The sequence below is a fragment of the Klebsiella sp. EMBS2024 genome (assembly GCF_036233805.1).
Lineage (GTDB): Bacteria > Pseudomonadota > Gammaproteobacteria > Enterobacterales > Enterobacteriaceae > Klebsiella > Klebsiella pneumoniae.
Window position 1 is genome coordinate 3,475,222 of the sequence record NZ_JAZARW010000001.1, and the last position, 23,075, is coordinate 3,498,296.

Annotated in this window: 18 protein-coding genes and 1 pseudogene; 17 read left to right on the forward strand and 2 right to left on the reverse strand. The window is 52.5% G+C overall.

The features are described from left to right. Window positions 1-686: 686 nt before the first annotated feature. The 17 genes and pseudogenes from VZP09_RS15935 to tssE all read left to right on the forward strand — a co-directional run bounded on the left by VZP09_RS15935 (window position 687) and on the right by tssE (window position 21,783). A complete protein-coding gene (locus VZP09_RS15935; RefSeq protein WP_004142899.1) occupies window positions 687-935 on the forward strand; it encodes a hypothetical protein in 249 nt (82 codons plus the stop codon). A gap of 1 nt (window position 936) precedes the next feature. Beyond that, complete coding sequence (gene tssK / locus VZP09_RS15940) at window positions 937-2,277, forward strand: type VI secretion system baseplate subunit TssK (RefSeq protein WP_004142901.1); 1,341 nt, start codon at window positions 937-939, stop codon at window positions 2,275-2,277. Next, a complete protein-coding gene (gene tssL, locus VZP09_RS15945; RefSeq protein ID WP_201531683.1) occupies window positions 2,274-2,939 on the forward strand; it encodes a type VI secretion system protein TssL, short form in 666 nt (221 codons plus the stop codon). Before tssK ends, tssL begins: the two co-directional genes overlap by 4 nt. Window positions 2,940-2,941: 2 nt before the next feature. After that, complete coding sequence (locus VZP09_RS15950) at window positions 2,942-4,645, forward strand: OmpA family protein (RefSeq protein ID WP_016530256.1); 1,704 nt, start codon at window positions 2,942-2,944, stop codon at window positions 4,643-4,645. Window positions 4,646-4,860: 215 nt separating this feature from the next. Next, window positions 4,861-7,416, forward strand: coding sequence for a DUF2345 domain-containing protein (locus VZP09_RS15955; RefSeq protein WP_328795273.1), 2,556 nt, complete (start codon window positions 4,861-4,863; stop codon window positions 7,414-7,416). A gap of 1,493 nt (window positions 7,417-8,909) precedes the next feature. Next, complete coding sequence (locus tag VZP09_RS15965; RefSeq protein WP_009485630.1) at window positions 8,910-9,983, forward strand: hypothetical protein; 1,074 nt, start codon at window positions 8,910-8,912, stop codon at window positions 9,981-9,983. A gap of 108 nt (window positions 9,984-10,091) precedes the next feature. Next, window positions 10,092-10,463 (forward strand): hypothetical protein, encoded by a 372-nt coding sequence (locus tag VZP09_RS15970; protein WP_016530473.1) that lies wholly within the window; start codon window positions 10,092-10,094, stop codon window positions 10,461-10,463. Between the two features lie 305 nt (window positions 10,464-10,768). Continuing rightward, the gene (locus VZP09_RS15975; RefSeq protein WP_064153077.1) at window positions 10,769-11,908 is read left to right on the forward strand and encodes a hypothetical protein; all 1,140 of its coding nucleotides are present in this window, start codon (window positions 10,769-10,771) and stop codon (window positions 11,906-11,908) included. Beyond that, window positions 11,905-15,270 (forward strand): ImcF-related family protein, encoded by a 3,366-nt coding sequence (locus VZP09_RS15980; protein ID WP_328795275.1) that lies wholly within the window; start codon window positions 11,905-11,907, stop codon window positions 15,268-15,270. The genes VZP09_RS15975 and VZP09_RS15980 overlap by 4 nt, the downstream gene beginning before the upstream one ends. Before the next feature lie 178 nt (window positions 15,271-15,448). Next, window positions 15,449-15,655: pseudogene (locus VZP09_RS24875) on the forward strand (ImpA domain protein); the annotation flags it as partial. A 72-nt stretch (window positions 15,656-15,727) separates the two neighbouring features. Next, window positions 15,728-15,988 carry a PAAR domain-containing protein gene (locus VZP09_RS15990; RefSeq protein ID WP_009485635.1) on the forward strand — a complete coding sequence of 87 codons (261 nt, stop codon included), beginning with the start codon at window positions 15,728-15,730 and terminating at the stop codon, window positions 15,986-15,988. 237 nt (window positions 15,989-16,225) lie between these two features. Then, the gene (locus tag VZP09_RS15995; protein WP_223371290.1) at window positions 16,226-16,633 is read left to right on the forward strand and encodes a hypothetical protein; all 408 of its coding nucleotides are present in this window, start codon (window positions 16,226-16,228) and stop codon (window positions 16,631-16,633) included. 632 nt (window positions 16,634-17,265) lie between these two features. Then, the gene (locus VZP09_RS16000) at window positions 17,266-17,877 is read left to right on the forward strand and encodes a hypothetical protein (protein ID WP_328795276.1); all 612 of its coding nucleotides are present in this window, start codon (window positions 17,266-17,268) and stop codon (window positions 17,875-17,877) included. 156 nt (window positions 17,878-18,033) lie between these two features. Beyond that, a complete protein-coding gene (gene tssF, locus VZP09_RS16005) occupies window positions 18,034-19,794 on the forward strand; it encodes a type VI secretion system baseplate subunit TssF (RefSeq protein WP_328795277.1) in 1,761 nt (586 codons plus the stop codon). Then, window positions 19,758-20,840: a type VI secretion system baseplate subunit TssG gene (gene tssG, locus VZP09_RS16010; RefSeq protein ID WP_004181150.1), complete on the forward strand. Its 1,083-nt coding sequence runs from the start codon at window positions 19,758-19,760 to the stop codon at window positions 20,838-20,840. The genes tssF and tssG overlap by 37 nt, the downstream gene beginning before the upstream one ends. Further along, window positions 20,821-21,354 (forward strand): type VI secretion system lipoprotein TssJ, encoded by a 534-nt coding sequence (gene tssJ / locus VZP09_RS16015; protein ID WP_032104130.1) that lies wholly within the window; start codon window positions 20,821-20,823, stop codon window positions 21,352-21,354. The genes tssG and tssJ overlap by 20 nt, the downstream gene beginning before the upstream one ends. Window positions 21,355-21,357: 3 nt before the next feature. After that, the gene (gene tssE, locus VZP09_RS16020) at window positions 21,358-21,783 is read left to right on the forward strand and encodes a type VI secretion system baseplate subunit TssE (RefSeq protein WP_004181152.1); all 426 of its coding nucleotides are present in this window, start codon (window positions 21,358-21,360) and stop codon (window positions 21,781-21,783) included. A 68-nt stretch (window positions 21,784-21,851) separates the two neighbouring features. Here the strand turns inward: tssE and VZP09_RS16025 are convergent, their stop codons facing one another. Both VZP09_RS16025 and cobT read right to left on the reverse strand, forming a co-directional pair. Then, the gene (locus VZP09_RS16025) at window positions 21,852-21,989 is read right to left on the reverse strand and encodes a hypothetical protein (RefSeq protein ID WP_153582952.1); all 138 of its coding nucleotides are present in this window, start codon (window positions 21,987-21,989) and stop codon (window positions 21,852-21,854) included. A gap of 19 nt (window positions 21,990-22,008) precedes the next feature. Next, the gene (gene cobT / locus VZP09_RS16030) at window positions 22,009-23,064 is read right to left on the reverse strand and encodes a nicotinate-nucleotide--dimethylbenzimidazole phosphoribosyltransferase (protein WP_004143920.1); all 1,056 of its coding nucleotides are present in this window, start codon (window positions 23,062-23,064) and stop codon (window positions 22,009-22,011) included. Window positions 23,065-23,075: the final 11 nt, after the last annotated feature.

Here is a 23,075-nt window from a genome sequence, read left to right on the forward strand (position 1 = left end):
TTCTGTACTTCACTAATCTCGCAGTAGATGGTCGAACTTTTTGCCACCAAATCATTCACAGCAAAAATATCATTTATTAAAGAAGCTTTTATTTATTCCGAAAAAGTGGCGTTGCGATATTATTACGCGATCGTTTATCGGTATTTTATGCTTATACTTAGCCATAACCAAGCAGATTGCCCTTGATGGTCAATAAATTGAGAAACTTCATATAAATAAAACTATCTTAGGATACGAGCAAAATTATTTATAGTAGTAATAATAACGATCTTTCAGACACTGACCACATTGCACCACGCTTTATTTAACTGTTAAATTGGATCAAGGTCAGATACTTAAACAGGGGTTAGTTAGACAGGGAGAAGCAACATGGCTAAAAAATTTCTAAACGATGTTCCCGAAACTCGCTTTAACATAAAGCCGGGCCTGAAAACAGGAAGCGCCATGAATGTGAAGTTACCTCTACATCTTCTCTCCGCCAGGGATTGTGGTGTCCACCAGACATTTATTAACTATAGCCCCAGTAATTGGCCTTAATTTAAACCAAAACAACTTCACTAACGCCATGACTGAACCTGGAGCGATGGAAGAATTAACAAGAATGTCGTTACAGGAGAGGGGTTAACCTGCACGCCTGGGAAAGTCATTGGGCAAAACCGGATAAAAGTTTCAAAAGGGAAATTTTGATGTCTGCAAAGGAACATATTTCTTCATCTGCGGCTATGTCAACAATGATGGGATCAGGCGGCATTTATCAGTCGTTGTTTAAAAAAATACATCTGACGGTAGCTATCCATACTCCACTTTCCTGTCTGGCGAAATCTGCGGAGGATGTGGTTATGCATCAGCCAGACGTCCAGCACGTTAAGTCACGCTGGCACGGTCTCAGGTTTCTCAAATGCCAAAAGCAAAAACCTGACCGGGCGGTGGTGTAGTATGAAAATTCATCGACCACTATGGGCTGAGGGAACGTTCCTGTCCTCACAACAGTTTCAGCAGCAGGCCCGCTGGGAAACGTACAGTAACAACAGCATTGCACAGCTGGGTATCCGTCATCCATGGGGTGTGGCGAGAGTCGAGTTTGACAGAGAAGCGCTGGCGTTAGGGAAGTTAAAATTACGTACCCTGCGCCTGCGTTTTTCCGATGGCTCGTTGATCGACTCCGAAGTTTCCGATGCGCTGCCTCTGGCTTGTGATTTACATACTCTGGCGGTGGAAAATACGGCAATAGTTGTCCTGGCGTTACCGCTGGAACATGCGAATGGCGGTAATCTGGGACAGGAAAAGCATACTGAAAGACCCCTGCGTTATCGTCAGGAATGGCATAAAGTACAGGATATTTATGGCAGCGACAGTGAAGAAATGGCCGTTGAATGCCATGCGCTGTCATTGCGTTTCGCCCATGATAACAATCAGGATTACATCACCTGCCCGCTTGCACGTCTGACGCGGAATGGTCAGGGTAACTGGTCTCAGGATGAAAGCTACATCCCGCCGCTGCTTGCCCTCAGCGCACATATTGGTCTGGTGGAGCGACTGGATACGTTGCTGTTGCAGCTACAAGCGAAGTGCCGGCGTCTGATGGCCCTGCGCCGGGAAAGCAATCAGCGTATGGCGGACTTCGCGGTAGCGGATGTGTCCCTGTTCTGGTTACTCAATGCGTTGAACAGCGCTGAACCGGTTCTAAGTGATTTTTTACGGTATCCGAGCATCCATCCTGAACTCGTCTGGCGCGAACTGGCTCGTCTGGCCGGCGCGTTGCTGACCTTTTCCCTTGAACACAACGTGAGCGCCATTCCCGCATATGTCCATGATGCTCCAGCCTCCGTTTTTCCGCCGCTTTTTACCCTGCTCAGCGAACTGCTCGAAGCCAGCCTGCCGTCGCGGGTGATTGCGCTCGAGCTGGAATCCCTTCCCGGCAACCGCTGGAAAGCCGAACTTCACGATCCACGCCTGCGGGAAGAGGCGGATTTTTACCTTTCTGTTCGCTCCTCGCTGCCGACGCACGTCGTTCTGCAACAGTTACCACGGCTCTGCAAAATCGGGGCGCCGGATGACGTTACGTTGTTGGTTAATGTTGCGCTGAACGGTGTCCCTGTTGTTCCGCTGACGCAGGTTCCGGCTGCATTGCCATTACGGCTGGAGAATCAGTACTTTGCGCTGGATATGCAGAGCGCTCCGGCTAAAGCCATGCTGGATGCCGGGTGCTGCATGATTTACGCGCCGGGTACGCTGGGCGATCTGAAACCCGAGCTTTTTGCGGTACTGCGGTCATGACACAGGAACGGAAAATCGACATTGACGTACTACTTCGCGACACCTTTCTGACGGTGGTGGAACTGCGTCAGGGCACTTCTGCAAGACACGGACAGGAACTATATCGCCATTGTCTGCAGCAGGTGGAAGGGGTACGCGAGCGTCTGACAGCGGCCGGATTCAGCCAGCAGGACATAGAACATATCACTTACGCTCAGTGCGCGCTGCTGGACGAAACCGTTCTCAGCCGGGACGTGATAGATGATGGCCAGATGGTCTGGCTAAAAAACCCTCTCCAGTCGCATTTTTTCAATACCCTTCAGGCGGGCGAACTACTGTATGAGCGTATGAAGCGGTTTTTACAGGAGCCAGCCCCCACGCCGGCGGTCCTGACCTGTTTTCATCGCGTGCTGTTGCTGGGGTTTCGCGGGCGCTATCAGGACCCCGAATCTGATGAACGGCAGCATCTCATTGCGATGTTCAGCAAGCGGGTTGAGCCATTCAGGGTGCAAGAAGATTCGGCAGTGCTGAACGTGCCTTTGACCAGGCGTCAGCATTACCTGTGGCAGTCTCCTTTTTGCTGGCTGCTACTGCTAATGCTTGTGCTGGTTGGCGTCTGGTGGGGGTTGCATAGCTGGCTGAATGTACTGGTGGATGAACTGCTGCCAACAGGCAAGTCTTGAAGATGAGCCGGGTGAGTAACACGCTGAAACAGGCGCTTTTGCTGTGGAGCATGCTGCTGGTGCTGGCGCTATGGCTGGGATTCAATCAGGCCTCTACGGCGATGAAATTTGGCGTGACAGTGGCGCTTATCATCATCGCAGTAGGCCTGCTGGCGTGCTGGCGCGGAAAAAAAAGACAGACTGAGGCCGACAGCGCATGGCTGTCCCGATTGCCGCCCAAAACATATCGGCAGCCCGTAGTGCTGGTGTGCGGCGACGCGGCAGCATCGTTATTCACAGAAAACCCGCTGCGGCAGGTCGCGGGAGGGCTGTACCTGCACGTTGCGGATGAAGAGCAACTTATCAGACAGGCTGAAGTGCTGCTAGCTGACCGCCCCGCATGGGCTTCTCAGTTATGTGTGGCCTGCACGGTCGTGCCGGTTGTTCATCTGGATATGGCTGTTCTGGCGGGACGATTGCGACGCTTTGTCGGCGGTCTGGCGACAGTGCGCCGCAGGGCGGGCATAAAAGTGCCGCTGCTGCTGTGGAGCTGGCTGCCCGGCACAGGGCGAGAGGATGATCTACCGTGGTTTATCTGCGCCGGCGGCAAGGTTCAGGTGGTGACACCCGCCGGAGAAAGCTCTCCGACGGCATGGGCGGCACAGCCCGGAACCGATGGGAGCAGCCTGCGGCTTTGCCATCTTCTGCGGATGGAAAGCCTGATGCAGTGGCTCAATCAGATGGTGTTACCAGAGCTGAACGGGTATCCGCCGCTGGCGGCGGGCATGGGGCAGGCGCCATCGCTGCCTGCGCTGGAAGGCAATCTGTGGCAGACATGGACAACGGCAAAAACGGGACTGACGCCGGAGGCGATACCGAAGATCGGCGCATCTCCCCTGCCGTTCCCGGACATGATGCTGCCGCTGTTACCACGTCAATCAGGATTTACGCCAGTGCGCCGCGCCTGCGTGGCGGCGCTGCTGATGACCACCGTGGCAGGAGTGGCTGCGCTCTGTCTGTCAGCAACCGCAAACCGCAGCCTGCTGCTGCAGGTGAGCGACGATCTACATAAATATGATGCCGTTCCGGCAGACAACGACGCCGCTAAAGCCCACCACCTGTCGGTCCTGAAGGACGATGCAAATATTCTGGATAGCTATTTTCGCGAAGGGGAGCCATTACGTCTCAGTCTGGGCTTATATCCCGGCGAACGGCTACGCCAGCCGGTATGGCGGGTTATTCGCGATTACCGTCCACCTGAGAAAAAAAGGGATGTAGCAGACGCATTACCGGTACAGAGCGTGCGTCTCGACAGCATGGCGTTGTTTGACGTCGGACAGGCCCGTCTGAAAGACGGCTCGACAAAAGTGCTGATTAACGCGCTGGTAAATATCAGGGCAAGGCCGGGCTGGCTGATTGTGGTCACCGGATATACCGATACCACCGGCAATAAAAAAGCCAATCAGCAATTGTCGCTGCGACGCGCGGAAGCCGTGCGCGACTGGATGCTACAGACCAGCGACATTCCGGCCACCTGTTTTGCCGTACAGGGGCTGGGCGAAAGCCATCCTGCGGCAACTAACGATACGCCGGAAGGCAGGGCCGCTAACCGGCGCGTCGAAATCAGTCTGGTTCCCCGCACTGACGCCTGTCAGGACGTGAAACAGAACATGCTGCCAGAACCGGCGTTATCTCAGTTAAATCCACAAGGAGTTTCAGCCATCTAACCATGGCCGGCAGGAAGCCTTCTGCTTTTTTGGCACGGGTTCGATATGCGGCTCGCTGAATATCGGTGGTACCGGTACCGAGCAACCGCTATTCACAATTTAGCCTGATGTAAACCTGATGGGCACGAGGTCATGGCTATGGGCGGTAGCGTGCCTGAACAGGGCCCCGCAAGAGGAAATTCTGTGGAATTTGTTACGAAATAAGGAAGCCCACGATGGATGTACAGAACTTCGACCACTCACACCACGCGTTAAAAATCCGCGGCCTGAGCAGCGGCGTGGACGTACTGTCCTTTGAAGGCAAGGAGCAATTAAGCGCCCCGTTCCGCTATGACATTCAGTTTACCAGCAGCGATAAGTTTATTGCGCCGGAGTCGGTACTGATGCAGGACGGGGCATTCAGCCTGACCGCCCCGCCGGTGCAAGGGATACCGACGCAGACTCCCCTGCGTACCTTGTACGGGGTGATCACCGGATTTAAGCAATTGTCTTCCTCACGGGACGAGGCGCGGTATGAGGTGCGGCTGGAGCCCCGTCTGGCGCTACTGTCCCGCAGTCATCAGAACGCGATTTATCAGAACCAGACGGTGCCGCAAATCGTGGAGAAAATACTCCGCGAGCGGCATGAGATGCGCGGTCAGGACTTTGTGTTTAACCTGAAAAGCGACTACCCGTCACGCGAGCAGGTCATGCAGTACGACGAAGACGATGTGACATTCATCTCACGGCTGCTGTCGGAGGTGGGTATCTGGTTCCGGTTCAGTACCGACGCCCGACTGAAAATCGGGGTTATCGAGTTTTACGACGACCAGAGTGGCTATGAGCGCGGCCTGACGCTGCCGCTGCGTCACCCTTCGGGGATGAGCGACAGCGGAACCGAAGCAGTGTGGGGTCTGAACACGGCCTACAGCGTGGTATCGAGGTCCGTCACGACGCGGGATTACAACTACCGTGAAGCGATGGCGGAGATGACAACAGGCCAGTTTGACGTAACAGGCGGGGATAACACCACCTACGGTGAAGCCTATCATTACGCTGACAATTTTCTGAAAACGGGTGACAAAGCGACGCCGGAGAGTGGTGCATTCTATGCGCGTATCCGCCACGAACGCTACCTGAACGGACGCGCCATCCTGAAGGGACAGAGCACCAGTTCTCTGCTGATGCCGGGGCTGGAGATAAAGGTCGAGGGTAATGATGCGCCAGAGGTATTCCGCAAGGGCATTCTGATAACCGGGATTACCGCCAGCGCAGCACGAGACCGCAGCTACGAACTGACATTCACNGCCATCCCCTATTCCGAACGCTACGGCTACCGCCCTCCTCTCATTCGCAGGCCTGTGATGGCAGGGACACTCCCGGCGCGGGTGACCAGCACCACGGCAAATGATGTCTACGCTCATATCGACAAAGACGGGCGCTATCGAGTGAACCTGGACTTTGACCGGGATACGTGGAAGCCGGGTTTCGAGAGCCTGTGGGTACGGCAGTCACGCCCCTATGCGGGAGATACTTACGGTCTGCACCTGCCGCTGCTGGCGGGAACCGAGGTTAGCATCGCGTTTGAGGATGGCAACCCGGACAGGCCATATATCGCCGGGGTGAAACACGACTCGGCGCACACCGACCATGTGACCATCCAGAACTATAAGCGCAANGTGCTGCGCACCCCGGCGAANAACAAAATCCGGCTGGACGATGAGCGGGGTAAGGAGCACATCAAGGTTAGCACAGAGTACGGCGGAAAGAGCCAGCTGAACCTGGGACATCTGGTGGATGCTGGGAAGCAGCAGCGCGGTGAGGGTTTCGAACTGCGCACCGATATGTGGGGTGCGATAAGAGCGAAAAAAGGTGTCTTTATCAGCGCNGATGCGCAGGNAAAGGCGCAGGGGCAGGTACTGGATATGCAGGCAGCAATAACGCAACTGGAAAATGCGTTATCGATAGCAAAAAGTCTGTCACAGGCGGCGGAGGTGGCGAAGGCGCATGGTGCGGATCTTGATGGGCATACGTCGCTGAACGGCGCGCTGTCGGAGCTTGTAAAGGCAGGGATAGTGCTGAGCGCGCCGGAAGGCGTGGGGATTGTAAGTCCACAGGGCGTCAGACTGGGTTCGGGAGAGAGCAGTATAGGGCTGATGGCGGGAACAAATATTGATGCAGGGGCGATGGAGAAGGTGACTGTCTCGGCGGGAGACGCGGTGAGTGTATTTGCGCGCAAGGGAGGGATAAAGCTGTACGCAAACCAGGGAAAAGTTGAAGTGGAGGCTCAGAACGAGAGAATGCGGCTGACATCGCGCCATGGGATGAAGATAAGCAGTACGGAAGATGTGGTGGAGATAGAGGCAGAGAAGGAACTTGTGCTGAAATGCGGCAAGGCGTACATCAGGCTGAGCGGCGGCGGGGTGGAGGTAGGAGGACCGAAGAATATCCTGTTGAAATCAGCGAATGTGCAGAAGATGAGTAAAGCGCAGTTGCCGGTTGAGATGCCTGTGCTGCCGGGAAAAGGTAATTACGATCTGTCGCTGGATCTGCGGGACTGGGATGGTATTCCCATTGGTGGCGCGAAGTACACAATCGCTTTTGAGTCAGGGGCTGTATTGTCGGGCATGTTAGATGATAAAGGGTACGCACTGCATACCAATGTCCTCCCCGAATCAGCAACGGTGGAATACGAATTTCCAGAGCCGGAACCGGACAAACCTTGGGATCCCTATTCGTCCCTGCTTGCCTCAGTAGATGCTGAATTAGGGGCGGATGGACAGGGAGCATAATAATGGATACAGACACTGATTTAGACAGAGCGCTGGCTTTTTATCAGCCGCCACCAGAAAGCTGGTATTCTGGCATACATAAGAAAATTGAAGCGACCGGGCAGTGGATTTGGGAAACCATTCAGGGGGATTTTAACGATAACCAGAGTACCGGGCAGGTAGTAACAGGTACTGTTATTTCTATGATCCCTCTGGTGGATCAGATTTGCGATGTCCGTGATCTGGTTGCTAACTGCATGAAAATAAAGGAAGGAAACGATAAAAAAACAGATACCACCTGGGCATGGGTGGCAATGATCCTCACTCTGGTTGGTCTTATTCCAGTTGCGGGTTCCCTGATTAAAGGGATTTTCAAAGTGCTATTTAATTCGATAAGAAAAGCTGCTCTTGCTGGGAAGATAACCTTAAAAGCTATTGATGCTGCTGTCTCGTTATTTAACAGATTCATTGATATGACCGTAGTGCAGGCCACAATGAAATATATGAAGATTTATAACCCCTACCAATATGCCGAGAAGCAGGTCAGAGAGCTGATTGCGCAGCTAAATGTGTCCGTGCTGTTGACGAAATTTGATGAATTAATGGAAGTCACTGGAAGCCTGCTGGATAAAGCCAAATCTTGGGGGCCGGAATCTATTCGCCAGCCGATTGAGACGACCTGGAANTTGCTGGTTTCTATTCGTAGTCAGGCCAATACTATGCTGGAGAAGGCACTGGCTCCGCTGAATGAGACACTGGAAAAGCTGGCCGCGCGTCTACGACAGGAAGGCGATAATTATTATAAGGCGCATACTGGCGCTAATCCGCATCGCCCGACTCGTCTTAAAGATGCAGAAGAGGCTGAGTTATTGGTTCATAATAAGCCGGACTGGGTGGATGTGGGGGTAACTGAGAAATATCCAGGGTTGAAACAGGCGAGCGCAGAACAGAAGAGTCTGATGCGACTGGAAAAGGATAAGGAAGGCTGGCCTGCTTTGTCGGAAGATAATATAAAAAGCTTTCATCAAATGCGTTATGTTGAGCTGCCACAGAATGAAAAATTGTACCGTGTATTGGATCCTGCCAGTAGTGATAACAGTTTTTGCTGGATGCGTGAGGCTGAGTTTATGGCTCTGAAAAGCAAATCGCAGTGGCGGCGACGTTTTGCGGTATGGAAGAGCTGGAATGAAAATGGCGAATATGTTGTGTATACCGTCCCGCCAGGCACCACAATGAAAGTCTGGGAAGGTCCCGCTGCCTCACAGTCGCGTAGTGTGACTGATAATGGTAAAAATGTGGACATAGTGTTGGAAGGTGGGGGAATTCAGATAGTGATAGACCCGGCCGATCTGAATCTGAATTATCTGGGGAAACGTCAGCACACAGGGTGGGGATATAGGGATTTTTCTGATGAAGTGGATATGTATATCGGCATTCCCCAGTTGCAAACTAAAATTTTCGTGCCTGAAGAGTGATAACCACAGGAAAGATTGATAAATAAAGAAGGAGGTAATATGGCGATATTGCACCCCCAAGAGTGCTGGCTGCTAGAGCGAGCAATGTCGGTGGAATATTATCGGAAGCGTTATGAGGCGTGGCGGGCATTGGTTGAGTTATGTGAGTATCAGGTGGCTGAATGGGCAAAAAGCATGCCTCTGGATATCCGTCGGCGCCCGCTGTATGAACAGATTGATGCTGTCTGGGGGGGGCGGGTACTGCCCAATATTCGCGGTACATTAAAGTCGGTACATTATGATTTTCTACAGCGTCAGCAAAACGATCCAAATGCACTGCATTCTGGGGGAAATATCAGTAGTGATCGGCGGGGGTTGATAGATTATTTCCCGAACTGGATGCCTGATGTAGCTCAGAAGCAATATCAGAAACTACTCTGGCGGGCGGGGTTCTATGATGATCTGATAAAAGACACTTCGACGGGTTATTGGTACGAAGGTTCGCTGACTTATTACTATGAAGAGAGTCTTTATGGTCCACTGGCGCTACCTATGCAACTGCCACTCTATGAACTGGATCACAGCGTGTATCTCCGGGAAGGCGATCCGGTGACGATTGACGGTTTGTACCTGCCGGATCTGCTTGATGCGGGGGCGCGCCTGATGTATCTGAGGGAGAATATTCCTGATGCATGGCAGGGACGTGTGCGAACTCAGTATGTCAATGATGTTGGTCAGCAGGAGTATTACTGGGAGGAAGGGGCATGGACAAAAACCAACTGGATACGGATACGGCGGGTGAAAAACCGGTTTATCAACGTGCCGCTGGAAGGCTTTTTCCCGCGGGGAACCCCGGAGGAGCTTTACAACTGGCCGCAACGTCAGCAACAGTACATCACGGAACAGCAGCGGATAAGCGCGTCCAGCGGCGAACCCTGTCCACACGGCGGTGAATGGTCGATTTTTGTGGAGGACAAACCGGTCACGGTAACGCTGGAGCAGGGGGAACTGATGCCGGAATGGGAAGACAGAACAATGGAGGAGGAGCATAAACAAGGCGAAAAGTTTCATGTTTTGTGGTCCCTGATGGCGCGACACGACGGCGGCCCGGTGTGGGTTTCTGAAGCGGGATAACGTCCGTCAGAAAGAAATGGCAGGCGGGGATAAAAACGCGGAAAGAAATAATGTCCCCTACACTCACTGGGGACATAAAAGGATTTTATTCTGACAGGAGAAAGCGTAATGCTGAAATCATTATTGACAGGATTGTTCTTTATATATTTTCTAGCAGGCAATGCATATGCCGAGGATTATAATGATATTTTCTGGGGCATGTTAAAAAAAGAAAATCAGGAGATTGTTTTTGTCCGTTGCGACAGTCCGCCATTAAAAATGAAAATAGTCAGAACCGCAGATGCTAATCAAGAAAATATAGAAAAGGCGTACCAGACGTTTAATCAGAGTAAAGGCCAGTCGATGTATTTTGCGTTTATCGGAAACGTCAAAGATACCGGGAATGGCAATTATGTATTTAATATGTATGACGTGATGGAGACGAAAACGGGGCGCTGTAATCTGACAGATGCGCTCAATAACTGGAATGTGTCACAGTGACATTTAGCGTAACGTATTTTTCCGTTTAATCACGCCACCTGATAAAGATAAAATCATGTTCAAACGGTGGTGAAGCTGTTTATTTCGAGTTGAATGAAGTTGGCTTTAATGAATTCATTTTCAAAAATCATACTTCAGGCGCTATCAATGATGAAAGATGGAAGCTACATGTGGGCGGAAACTGGTTTTTATAGATCGCAAGNTAAATATGACTGGTGAAGTTGAGCATATTTACATTCTTAAATAGCTCACTGCTAATACCTTCCACCGATTGATGACTTATTTTTATTAAATGGATAAACTTTATGGCATGGAAAAGAAAACATATTGAAGAGCCAGATAGGCCACTGAAAATACCTCTTTATAAATGGCTTCTCACCTTCCTTATTCTTAGTGCGTTTTTATTGCTACTCTTTTATCTCTTTCGTGATGAAATCATTAGAGATAATGTTACTTTATTAATCTTGTTTTCTCCTCTAACCCTGTGTCTTTTCCTCTTCTGTTTACAAATATATTTTTATGCCAGAGCCATGCAAAATTATACGGTAATAATGCATAACATCAATAATATCAACACAGAATGGGAAAAATGGGGAGGCCGTTATGTCTCTGTACTGGGCAGTAAACTTTTCCTTCCCGGTGAAGTGGATGGATCGTCACTATCAGATAATCAATCAGAGGTAATGTATGGTCTAGCCGTGAGGATTGATTATTTTAGATGGGAAACTAATGACTGGTTTTCTTTCTTTACTCTTCTTATTAATGAAAATGATATTTTTAATCTTCCCGTTCGGATTGCAAAAGAGTTTATTATCCTTACGGACTGTAATGAAAGAGAATATACCCGTATGGAGGCCGATTTTTCCAGAGTGCTGGCGGAGATGAACATCATGTTGCCGTCCGGATCTATCCGTCTTGTTCCTTCTCTTTTATTTGAACAACTTGACGCCTGGCTGAAAGTGACAGAAGAAAAAATATATATTGTTCTGGTTTTACAGCTTAACGGCAAAGAAAATTATTCAGATGGCATAGTTTCCTTTTTATTCGCAGCAGATGATGTAGTAAAAAAATATCAACTGGATGAAAAAGCCAGAATTTTTCGTCCGATGGTTGTGGTAGCCGATCGTTTTGATAAAGATCTGGATATTTTTATTGATACGCAAAAAATAGCCAGAAATGCCACAGGACTGACAGGGGACTGCGCTGGTCTGTTACCCGTCAGCGGTAGTATTCTTCAATGCTTCAACGAAAAAGAAGGGAAATTACAAGTTGATAATATCCACGTAATGGAAAGCCTCAGTGGTCTACCCGGATTGAATTCGGTCTGGTTAACTGCGGCGTTAGCAGTCTCGGCGGCGTCTTATCAAAAATCAGATTATCTGATGATGGCCAGATATGAAGACGACTGGATAATTACTACTGTCCACCCGGTGGAGGCTTCATGAAATCTGCAAACAATAAGTTAACGATTATTGCAGACGTATTGCTGCTCCTGCTTTTTGCGGCTGTATTGGGTTTTATTATCTGGCGTTTTGGTGATCTTTTTGGATTAACCGGGTATAAAAATAAGTTTTATATATGGCTGGCTGGCATAATGTCGTTTATTTTTNTGCGGGCATCCTGGTATTTTTCCCGTTTATANAGGGTTCGCAGGGAACGGCGGCAGTCTGAGGAACAGGGGGAATACCCGGAAAAAGAAATTCGTTATGAACCTGGGCAAAGAACATCTTTGTATTCTGAACTATTTTTTCATCTTCGCGACCGTTACGGTCTGTTCTGGCAGCGTCAGGTCCGTCTGCTGCTGGTGACGGGCGAGCCTGAGCAGGTGGAAGCCATCGCGCCGGGGCTGACAGAGCAGCGCTGGCAGGAAGGCGACCATACGGTGTTGATATATGGCGGCAAGGCGTCGGCAGAGCCGGATACCACCCTGCTGGCCTCCCTGAAAAAACTGCGCCGCTTCCGCCCGCTGGACGGTATTATCTGGCCGCTGACGGAGAAACAGAGTTCCCAGACGGCGCAACTGGATAAGGGCTGGCGCGAACTGGGTAATGGTGGAAAATTGCTTGGCTTTCAGGCTCCGCTGTATCTGTGGCAGGTCTGTGATGACGGAGGTTATCAGGCCGGGCGCACACTACAAAGCGTCGGCTGCCTGCTGCCGGAGCGAAGCACACCGGAACAACTGGCTACACAACTGGAAGCACAGACCCCGCAACTGACGGAACAGGGAATGTCGCAGTTGCTGACCAATAACCGGCACGATTTTCTGTTGCGTCTTGCCCACACACTTACAGAGCGCGGCATCGCTCACTGGCAAACCGTCCTGAAGCCCTTGCTGGCAGGCGGCGCATTCCCTTCTCTGCACCTGCGCGGCCTGATGTTCAGCCCTCCACTGGCCGCCGTGCCGGAAGCGGCTCCCCACGCGTGGCTGTCATCGCTGGTGTGGGCGGGCGTTACTGGCGACAATGCAAAAGGCCGCACCGTGGGCTTTCCGTGGCTGCGCACCGCGCTGATGGCCTGCTTCTGCGTGCTGGCGATATGGTGGACCGGAATGATGACCTCGTTCTTTGCCAACCGCGCCCTGATTCAGGAAACCGGGACGCACACAGCGCGGGCCATCAATACCCGACTGCCGCTGGCAGAGCAACTGGTTGCGCTGCACACCTTGCAGGGCGAGCTCGAGCGTCTGCAGTATCGTATCCGCCACGGTACGCCGTGGTATCAGCGTTTCGGTCTGGAGCGTAATGCTCAGTTGCTGAACACGGCGTTCCCCGGCTATGCGCAGGCGGCAAACCGACTGGTACGCGATGTAGCGGTCGCCCACCTGCAGCAGCAACTGAACGCCTTTGTCGCCCTGTCTCCGAACAGTCCGCAACGCACCGCAACGGGAGAACTGCGTTATAAGCAACTGAAGGCGCTGCTGATGACGTCCCGTCCCGAAAAAGCCGACGCCGCCTTTTTCAGTACCACGCTGAAGGCAGATAACCTGCGCTATGCAGATGTAACGGAAGGTACCCGGCAAAGCGTGCTGCCGTCGCTGCTGACCTTCTGGATGGCGAATCTGCCGGAGCATCCACAGTGGAAAATCGCCCCGCAGCCGGAACTGGTCGGCGCGGTACGCAAAATTCTGCTGCGCCAGATTGGGGTGCGCAATGCGGAAAATACCCTCTATCAGAACGTCCTGAAACAGGTCTGCCGCAACTACGCCGATATGACGCTGGCGGATATGACCGGCGACACGCAGGCCGGCTCGTTGTTTGGTACTGAGCAAACGGTGCCGGGAATGTTCACCCGCCAGGCATGGGAAGGTCAGGTTAAGGAGGCCATAGAGCAGGTGGCGACGGCCCGACGTGAGGAAATCGACTGGGTACTCAGCGACCGTCAACAGGACGCTTCCGCCGATATTTCGCCGGAAGCCCTGCGTACCCGCCTGATGGAACGTTACTTCACCGACTTCGCCGGAAGCTGGCTGACATTCCTCAATAGCATTCGCTGGAAGAAAGAGGACTCGCTGTCCGGCGTGCTGGACCAACTGACGCTGATGGCCGATGCCCGCCAGTCGCCGCTGATTGCGCTCACGGATACGGTGGCATGGCAGGCGGCGGCAGGAAGGGAAAGCCGTAGTCTGTCAGACTCGCTGACACAATCAGCAAAAGAGTTGTTTAGCGGTAAAGAAAAAACACCGCAGAACACCCGTGCCGCCCGTGAAGAAGAAGCACCAACGGGACCGATGGACAAAACCTTTGCCCCGCTGCTGCGGCTGACCGGTGATAAAGCCGGAGGCACTGGCGACAGCCAGCTCAGTCTGCAAACTTACCTCACCCGCGTGACCCGCGTGCGCCTCAAGCTGCAACAGGTCACCAACGCCCCGGACCCGCAGGAGATGACGCAGCAGCTGGCGCAGACGGTATTGCAGGGCAAAACCGTCGACCTCACCGATACCCGAGATTATGGCCGTCTGATAGCCGCCAGTCTGGGCGAGGAATGGAGCGGCTTCGGCCAGTCGCTGTTTGTTCGTCCGGTGGAGCAGGCGTGGCGGCAGGTGCTGACGCCCGCAGCGGACAGTCTGAACCGGCAGTGGCAGCGGGCCATTGTCAGCCACTGGAATCAGGATTTCGCCGGGCGTTATCCGTTTAAGAACACTCCGAACGACGCCTCTCTCCCCCTGCTGGCTAAATATCTGCGCGATGACGGACGTATAAGTCAGTTTATCGCTACCAACCTTGCAGGCGTTCTGGAACGCGAAGGTCGTTATTGGGTGGCTGACACCATGAACACGCAGGGACTGACGGTCAACCCGGCGTTTTTACGCGCCCTGAATCGCCTGCGCGATGTGGCCGACACAGCCTTTGCCAGCGGCGATGCCGGGGTACATTTTGAACTGATGGCAAAACCGGCACGTGACGTGATGAAAACGCATCTGGTGATTGACGGCCAGCAACTGGAATATTTCAACCAGAAAGAACGCTGGCAGCGTTTCAGCTGGCCGGATGAGCAGTGGCAGCCCGGCGCATCGCTGAGCTGGACCAGTACGCAGAATATGGAACGTATTCTGGCCGACTTCCGGGGAAGCTGGAGCTTTATTCGTCTGCTGGAACAGGCGCAGGTCACACAGCTGGACAGCAGCAGCTTTATGCTGCAGTGGCAAGCGCCGGACGGTCTGCCGCTGCATTACCTGATGCGCGTCGAACAGGGTAAAGGGCCGTTGGCGCTGCTGGCGTTGAAAAACTTCCGCCTGCCGGGACAGGTGTTTCTGACCGGGAAAGCCATAAGTGATGCAGAAGAATACAGGGACAACGCAGATGAGTGAGTTACTGCAACAGTTAACCCGGAATTGTTTCTCTGACCGGGATGCGACGGCCGTCGCACAGGAGCAGGCTGCACTGTGGCAGAGCTGGCTGCTGCCGGTGACGGAGGATTCGCCGGTGGGTGAAGACCCCGGCTATCATGACGATTTTTTGCTGATGCGCGACGAAATGAACAAATCCACCGCGCAGGGGCTGACGCTGACGCAGTGGGAATCGGAACTGCTGTTTGAGGTAAAAACGCGGCAACTGAAGCTGTTGCGCCTGCGGGCGCACCGCCACGCGGACAAAGCGGCGCTTGCCCGGAAAATGGGAAACCTGCTGGGAACGCTGGTGGTAATGGATCCGGCACGGGCGGCGGTACTGTGCGACACGCAGCATAAGGACTGATGGCGTTTATCAGAAGGACTAATACCTGCTGTCTGTGATCAAGGGCTTAGGGGGACTAAGAGGGAAGGAGTTATGGCGCGAAGGCTGGCAAGACTGGGAGATAAAACGACATACGGCTATGTGGCAAGCGCTACGTCATCGATCATAGACGGCAAAAAACTGGCGCTGAATGGCGACAGGGCGTGGTGTAACAAGTGCAAAGGGATGTTCGGGATTGTCGGCACGGCGCGTGGGTGGTCTGAGGATTCGCTCTTTGTCGGTAACGGCGACCGTGTGGCGTGTAAATGCGCGAACAATCAGGTGATTGCCACTTCGGATTTGTTTGATGAATGAGGTGGCACGGAAAACCATACCACATCAGGCAAGACGAATAATCTTACCGCAGCAAGTACAAAGCCGCAGAATAAAAAATACAGCCATCAGATAAAACTTTTAACGAAAGAGGATGACGTTGGTTTAGAGGGTATCCCTTATGTATTCATTCTGAGTGATAGTACCTTCAGAAAAGGGAAAACGAATCCGAACCGGGAAACGGAGCGAATTTATACGGATGCGGCGGAGAAGGTTACGGTGTTAGTTGGTAAGCTGGCGTATTCTTGGGAAAAAAGAGGCGGCAACTTCGGTTCATTAAAGGAGATAAATGAAAGAAAAATTGAACTGATGACAGCTGAGCAGGAGCCGGTTGAAAATGTTCAGTGGGTTACTGGCCGGGATTATATTGTGGTGGTGGCCGCAAGGACGAAATTTAAAGATTCTATGGGGAATCAGTATCGTTTTGTAAACTGCGGATTAAGACAGCTACGGCTTTTTCCTGAAGTGAATAAAGATAATTATTCTATACAGCGTATTTTCCTGATGTTTCAGCAGGGATATGTGGAGAAAGGCATTGAATTAATTAATGAATATGTTGAAGAATTAAGTGGTCGCGTGGTTTATGTGAAAGACAAGGCTGAATTTATTAAATTCCTGAACAGCTGAAAAGACAAGAACAGAGTAATTAAGGAGATGGTTATTCTGTGTCACGGAATTATCGACACTGCANCATTTGATTATCATCATGAAAATAAAGGAAAGGAAAAGACCGGTGAGTTTAAATCCAGAGATGTCGTTGACGTTCAGGAGGCTGTCTTTGATTATGATGCCGTTGTCACAACCTATGCCTGCCGGGCCGGTATTTCTGTTGATGGAAAAGACCTGACCGGAATGGATGCCGGACAGGAAAACAGTCCGGCACAAAAGATGGCGGATTGCTGGGACGTGAGTGTCAGAGCGTTTGAAATGCGGTCGGATTATTCATCGATTTACGGAACGAAAAAAGAAATACGTGCAGCAGAAAATTATGAAGATGTTATTGAAGAATACGAGGAAAGCCTGAGTGGATATAATAAGAAAAAGGCGAATGGTGATGTCGATATTACGCCGCCCCAGAAACCCGAAAATTATGATGAGATGTCAAAACGCTATGATGATGTCACAGCGAGAGATGCTAACGCTAAACGCGGTGCTGGTCCAATTGCGCCAAATGGTGCGTGGCGTATGCCGGGAACCGGGGATAGCCCAGAGGGGCTGAAAGAAGGATTACAGACCTATCAACCCGGAGAGTGGACATTGTGAACTCTTTAAAAATGAAGGGATATTACTTTCTGGTTGTTCTTTTGCTGACAGCCTTATGTGGTGGAGGATATGTTATGTATCAACAGCAATACAGAATGGCGGTGCATGTGACACCGGAGAGTGAAAACGATCCGGAGTGGCCGTCGAAAAAGAAGTGGTTTGATGCCAGTGAATGGTTAAGTACTCCACAGTATATAAAAATCAATGATTTTTATGTGATAAATACCCGCTATGTTCCAATGGGTGATCTTAACAGCGATCAGATAATATTTTATCTAAAGAAAGGTATTAATGGTTCAGAAAAAAGATTTTCAGAGTTATCTGTATTATCTGATCTGGATAATCAAGAGTTTCGGGAACTAATGAAAGATAAGCTATCCTCTGAATATCTCGAAACTCAGTTTGACAAAGAGACCTTAACGCCAACTATTGATTTCTTTCTTATCTATTTTATCTTCAATAATAAGAGGTATGAGGTGCCGATCCGTAGGGAGTATTCGGGGAATAAATATCATTATTGGGTATTAGAGGGTTCGGTGAAAAAAGCCGGATACTGGCATGAAAGATTTCCCGCCTCATATTCATACAGAAAGTATCTGAATAAGTAAAAAATTAAATAAACGCAACCGTAAAAAACATGATTTAATTATTATATATTGATAATTGCTCGCGATATATTTTTCGTAAAATAATATCAACATCGGTTTTACATCTGAAGACTTGCACTATATTTACTTTTAATGAAAGGAGAATAACTCCTGCTTATGGACGACCTGACCCAACGCTATTACGAAGCNGAAATGCGCTACCTGCGTGANGCGGGTAAAGAGTTTGCACAAGCGTATCCTGATCGCGCCGCTATGCTNAATCTNGATAANCCNGGCGCNCGCGANCCNTATGTNGAACGNCTNTTCGAAGGNTTNGCCTTNCTGATGGGCCGNCTGCGNGAAAANCTGGATGANGATCTNCCNGAACTGACNGANGGGCTGGTGAGNCTNCTGTGGCCTCATTATCTGCGTACAATCCCGTCGCTGTCGGTGGTGGAACTGTTAACCGATCATCGGCAAATGAAGCAGAGCGAAACACTGAGTGATTTTCAGGTGCTCTCGAGGCCCGTCGGCGAACACCGGACACGTTGCTGCTACAGCGCCACGCGGGATATCACCCTGCTTCCGCTGGCTTTACCAGAGGTGTCGTTACAGTACGAACAGGATGGACGCTCGGTTATCCGTCTGCGCTTTGAGTGCAGCCCGCTGGCTGGCGACGGGTCACAGATTGATTTATCGAGACTGCCGCTCTATCTCAATGCGGACAGTCCGCTGGCTTGTGCATTACACCGGGCGCTGACGCTGGGGGTGCAGCAAATCTGGTTTCGCCTGCCGGGGGAGGAACGTCGGACACTGGACGGCTATTTTTCCCCGATGGGGTTCGGTAAGGACGATCCGCTCTGGCCAAAAGGCGAATCGGCCTTCAGCGGCTACCAACTGCTGCTGGAGTATTTCACCTTCCGCGAGAAGTTTATGTTTGTCGCCCTCAACGGGCTGGAGAATGTGGTCTGGCCGGCAGGAATGAGTGGATTCGAAATTGACGTGGTGCTCGCGGAAAGCTGGTCTCACGATCTGCCGTTCAGCACCGAAAATATCCGCCTGCACTGCGTACCGGTGATCAACCTGTTCCCGCTGGAAGCCGATCCACTGCATCTTTCTCCGCTGGAAAATGAATACTTGCTGCGCCCCATGCGTATTCAGGACGGGCATACGGAAATTTACTCCGTCGATAATATTATTTCTTCGCGACACACCGGCAGTCAGGCATATGTGCCCTTTTCCAGTTTTCGCCACCGGGGCGGGATGTTGCGTCACGATTCGCCGGAACGTTATTACCATACGCGGGTAAAACGCGGCCCTTCCGGTTTGCATGATACCTGGCTGATCCTTGGGGGCGACGCATTCGATATCGACCGCCTGCTGGAAGACGAAACCCTGTCCCTGAGCCTGACCGGCACCAACGGTCAGCTTCCGCGTAAAGCGCTGCAGAGCACGGTGCTGGACACCCCCGTCTACGCCACGCAGCATACACTGCGGGTGCGCAACCTGTGCGCGCCGACGCAGCCCTGTTATCCCCCGGCGCGTGACCGTTTCCACTGGCGGGTTCTCAGCCACTTAGGCTCCAACTTCCTGTCAATGATGGACAACGCCGAAATCTTGCGCGGCACGCTGGCGCTGTACGACTGGACGGAAAGCGAAATGAACCGACGCCGTCTGGAGGCAATCGTTGACGTTCAGCATCACCTGATTCAGCGTTTTGAAAAAGGTTTTCTACTGCGCGGCGTGGATATTCAGGTCACGCTGGACAGCAACGGTTTCGCCGGCGAAGGCGATATCACCCTGTTTGGCNAACTGCTGCACCGCTTTTTCGCCCTGTATGCCGACATCCACTTATTTACTCAGTTGACGCTGATTCTGCAACCTACAGGAAAATGTTTGCAATGGACAGAACACCACAGCCAGCGCGTACCGGGCTGACGGAAAGGCTTGCTCCGGACATTAACCGAATTAACTTTTACCGTTTCTGCCAGCTTCTTGAACAAAGCCAACCACAGACGCCACTGCTGGGGAGCACAACCAATCCGGCAGACGATCCTGTCCGTTTTCGTCCACATCCGGGGATGGGGTTCCCGGTAAGCGAACTAAAAAGCGTCGAACAGGATTTGGATCATCCTGACGCGCCACCCACGGTGCGCACCACGTTTCTGGGGCTGTACGGTGTGGATTCACCGCTGCCGACAGCCTATCTCGACTACATCGCGCAGCGCCGGGACGGCCATGAAGCGATGATGGCGTTTCTGGACATTTTTAACCATCGCTTTATCACTCAGTACTATCGTATCTGGCGCAAATATAATTACCTTACGTCGTTTGAACCGGGAGCCGTGGATAATATTTCCCGCTGCCTGCTGGGGTTGATTGGTCTGGGCATTCCCGGCAGCGAAAATCATATCGCCACGCCGGTCTCGCGTTTTCTGGCATTACTCAGCGTGATGCGTCTGCCGACGCGTACAGCAGAAGGCATAACGGCGCTGGTCAGATTACTGGCCCCCCAGACGCAAGCGACAGTTATCCCGCACGATCCACAACAAATTGTCCTGCCTGAACCTGCGGGTTTATCAAAAAGATCACGTATTTGCCTGAAAACTCGGGCACTGCTGGGCAACACCGGCACTGACGTTAACAGCCAGTTACTGATGAAGCTGTATACCGAAGACGACGGAGAGGCACGCGGCTGGCTGCCGGGCGGGCAACTACATACCGACCTGCTGGTGCTGTTGCGTGTCTATCTGGGCTGGCGCTACCAGGCCCGCCTGCAACTGACCTTGCCCGTCAGTCTGCTGCCTCCGGCACAGTTAGGAAATCAGCGCGTTCAGGTAAGCCGAACGGGCGTGCTGCGGGCGTCTTTTGCTGCCCCAGTCGCCGGTACGGTCACGGTCAGTCTCGGGCGTTATCAGGGACTCATGCCCACATCATCCACCCGCGACAGGGAGAGTGTTACTCATGTTTCTTACACCCTATAAACGACATGCAATCAGCGTACTTGCCGCCGTGACGCTGCTGAGCGGCTGCGGTCTGACTCAGAGAGTGACTGACGGCACTAAAGAAGTGGCATCGGCGATTTTCTACAAGCAGATCAAAACGCTGCATCTCGATTTTGTATCGCGCAGCGCGCTGAATACAGATGCGCAAGACACACCGCTTTCCACGATGATCCATGTCTGGCAACTGAAAACACGTGAGCGTTTTGACGAGGCCAACTATGACACGCTGCTTATGCAGGAAGAAAAAACGCTGAAATCAGATGTACTGGCCAAACATACCGTCTGGATGAAGCCAGCGGGTGCGGTTTCCCTGAATGTCCCTCTGGATAAAGAGACCCAGTTTATCGCCATCGTTGGTCAGTTTTATCACCCCGATGAACAAAGCAACAGTTGGCGATTGGTACTCAAAAGGGATGAACTGGAAGCTGACAGGCCCCGCACCATAGAGCTGATGAGAAGCGATCTCCGCCTGCTCCCCCTTCAGGATAAGTAACCGATGGCAGCATCTTCTTTATTTGAAATGCTGACTTTCAGCTTCAGTGGCGAGCTGCCGCTGGAGCAGGTCAGCGAGCGGGATCAGCTTATTCTCTCCGTTATGGACAACATGCAGCGCATCATCAACTGCCGGGCAGGAACGCTGGCGCATTTACCGGATTATGGTTTGCCGGACCTCAGCATGATTCATCAGGGAATGACCGCGGGTATTCATGGTTTGATACACCAGATAGAAGAGACGTTACTGCGCTACGAACCCCGCCTGAGCCAGTTGCGCGTGGAGTTGCAGCCGCAGCCACGTCCGGGGCATCTCAATTATCTTATTTATGCCCAACTTCCCGATACCGGCTGGATACGCTTTGATGGTATATTTTCTGCGGAAGGCCGGATTGTGCTGCGTCATCTTAAACAGCAGGAGCGCGCGTGACTTATGTCAGGTAGCGCACCTTCATTGAGCTTGCAGATTGCGCCAGAAAAGTAACAAGGAAAATCAATTTATTGATTTTCGGCTGATAACCACAAAGGAGGAAAAACCACGCTTTTTCCTTTTTTGCCAACAACCTGAAACACCCTCAAGGGTGTTTTTTTGTTTCTGCCGCCGGCAAAACCTCTGCCGAAAACGGGAACGGCCATTGCCGCCCCCATCTCCTGCTTACCCCTTCGGTAACACAATATTGCTTGCCGCCAGCATGCCCATGCGATGGTACATCGCGCAGGCCGCCTCGACGATCGGCATCGCCAGCGCCGCGCCGCTGCCTTCTCCCAGACGCATGCCCATATTGAGATACGGTTCGAGACCCAGGTGCGCCAACGCGATACGCGCCCCCTTCTCCGCCGAATAGTGGGACGGGATCAGATACGGTTTCACCTCCGGCGCTATCTGACACGCCGCCAGCGCCGCCGCGTAGGAGAGAAAGCCATCCAGCACCACCGGCAGCCCACAGGACGCCGCCCCCAGCATGACACCGGTCATCCCCAGCAGATCGAAACCACCGACTTTGCTCAGCACATCGAGGCCATCATTCGGGTCGGGCTGATTGACGGCGATAGCCCGCCGCACCACCTCCACCTTGTTGCCAACCTTCGCCAGCGGCAGATTGGCGCCAATCCCGACCACCTCCTGCGCATCGCTGCCGGTCAGGACGCTGACGATCGCCGCCGCCGGCGTGGTATTGGCCATCCCCAGTTCGCCGACGCCAAACAGGGTAACGCCCTCCTGGGCCAGCGCGCGGGTGTAGCGCATCACCTCCAGCAACAGCTCCTGCCCCTGCTCACGGCTCATCGCCGGACCGCGGGCAATATTGCCGCAGCCCCGCGCCACCCGCATATTCACCACGCCGGGCAGCGGTTCGCTATCGATACCGACATCAATTACATGCACTTTCGCCCCGGCCTGGGCGGCGAGCACGCAGACGCCGGTGGTGCCGCGGGTCATATTTGCCGCCTGGATGGCGGTGACCGCCTTCGGCGAAATCGCCACCCCTTCGTCCCACACTCCATGGTCGGCGCACATCACCAGCAGGGCCTTTTTCGCCACCTGCGGCTGGCCGCCCAGGCCGGGCATTCCCGCCAGCTGCACCGCCAGCGCCTCCAGACGCCCGAGGCTGCCGGGGGGCTTGAGTAAGCCGTCGATGTGTTGCTGTGCCCGCGCCATGGCGTCGGCGTCCGGCGCGGGGATCGCCCGCAGAACCGTGTTTAAATTTTGCATACAGAATCCCT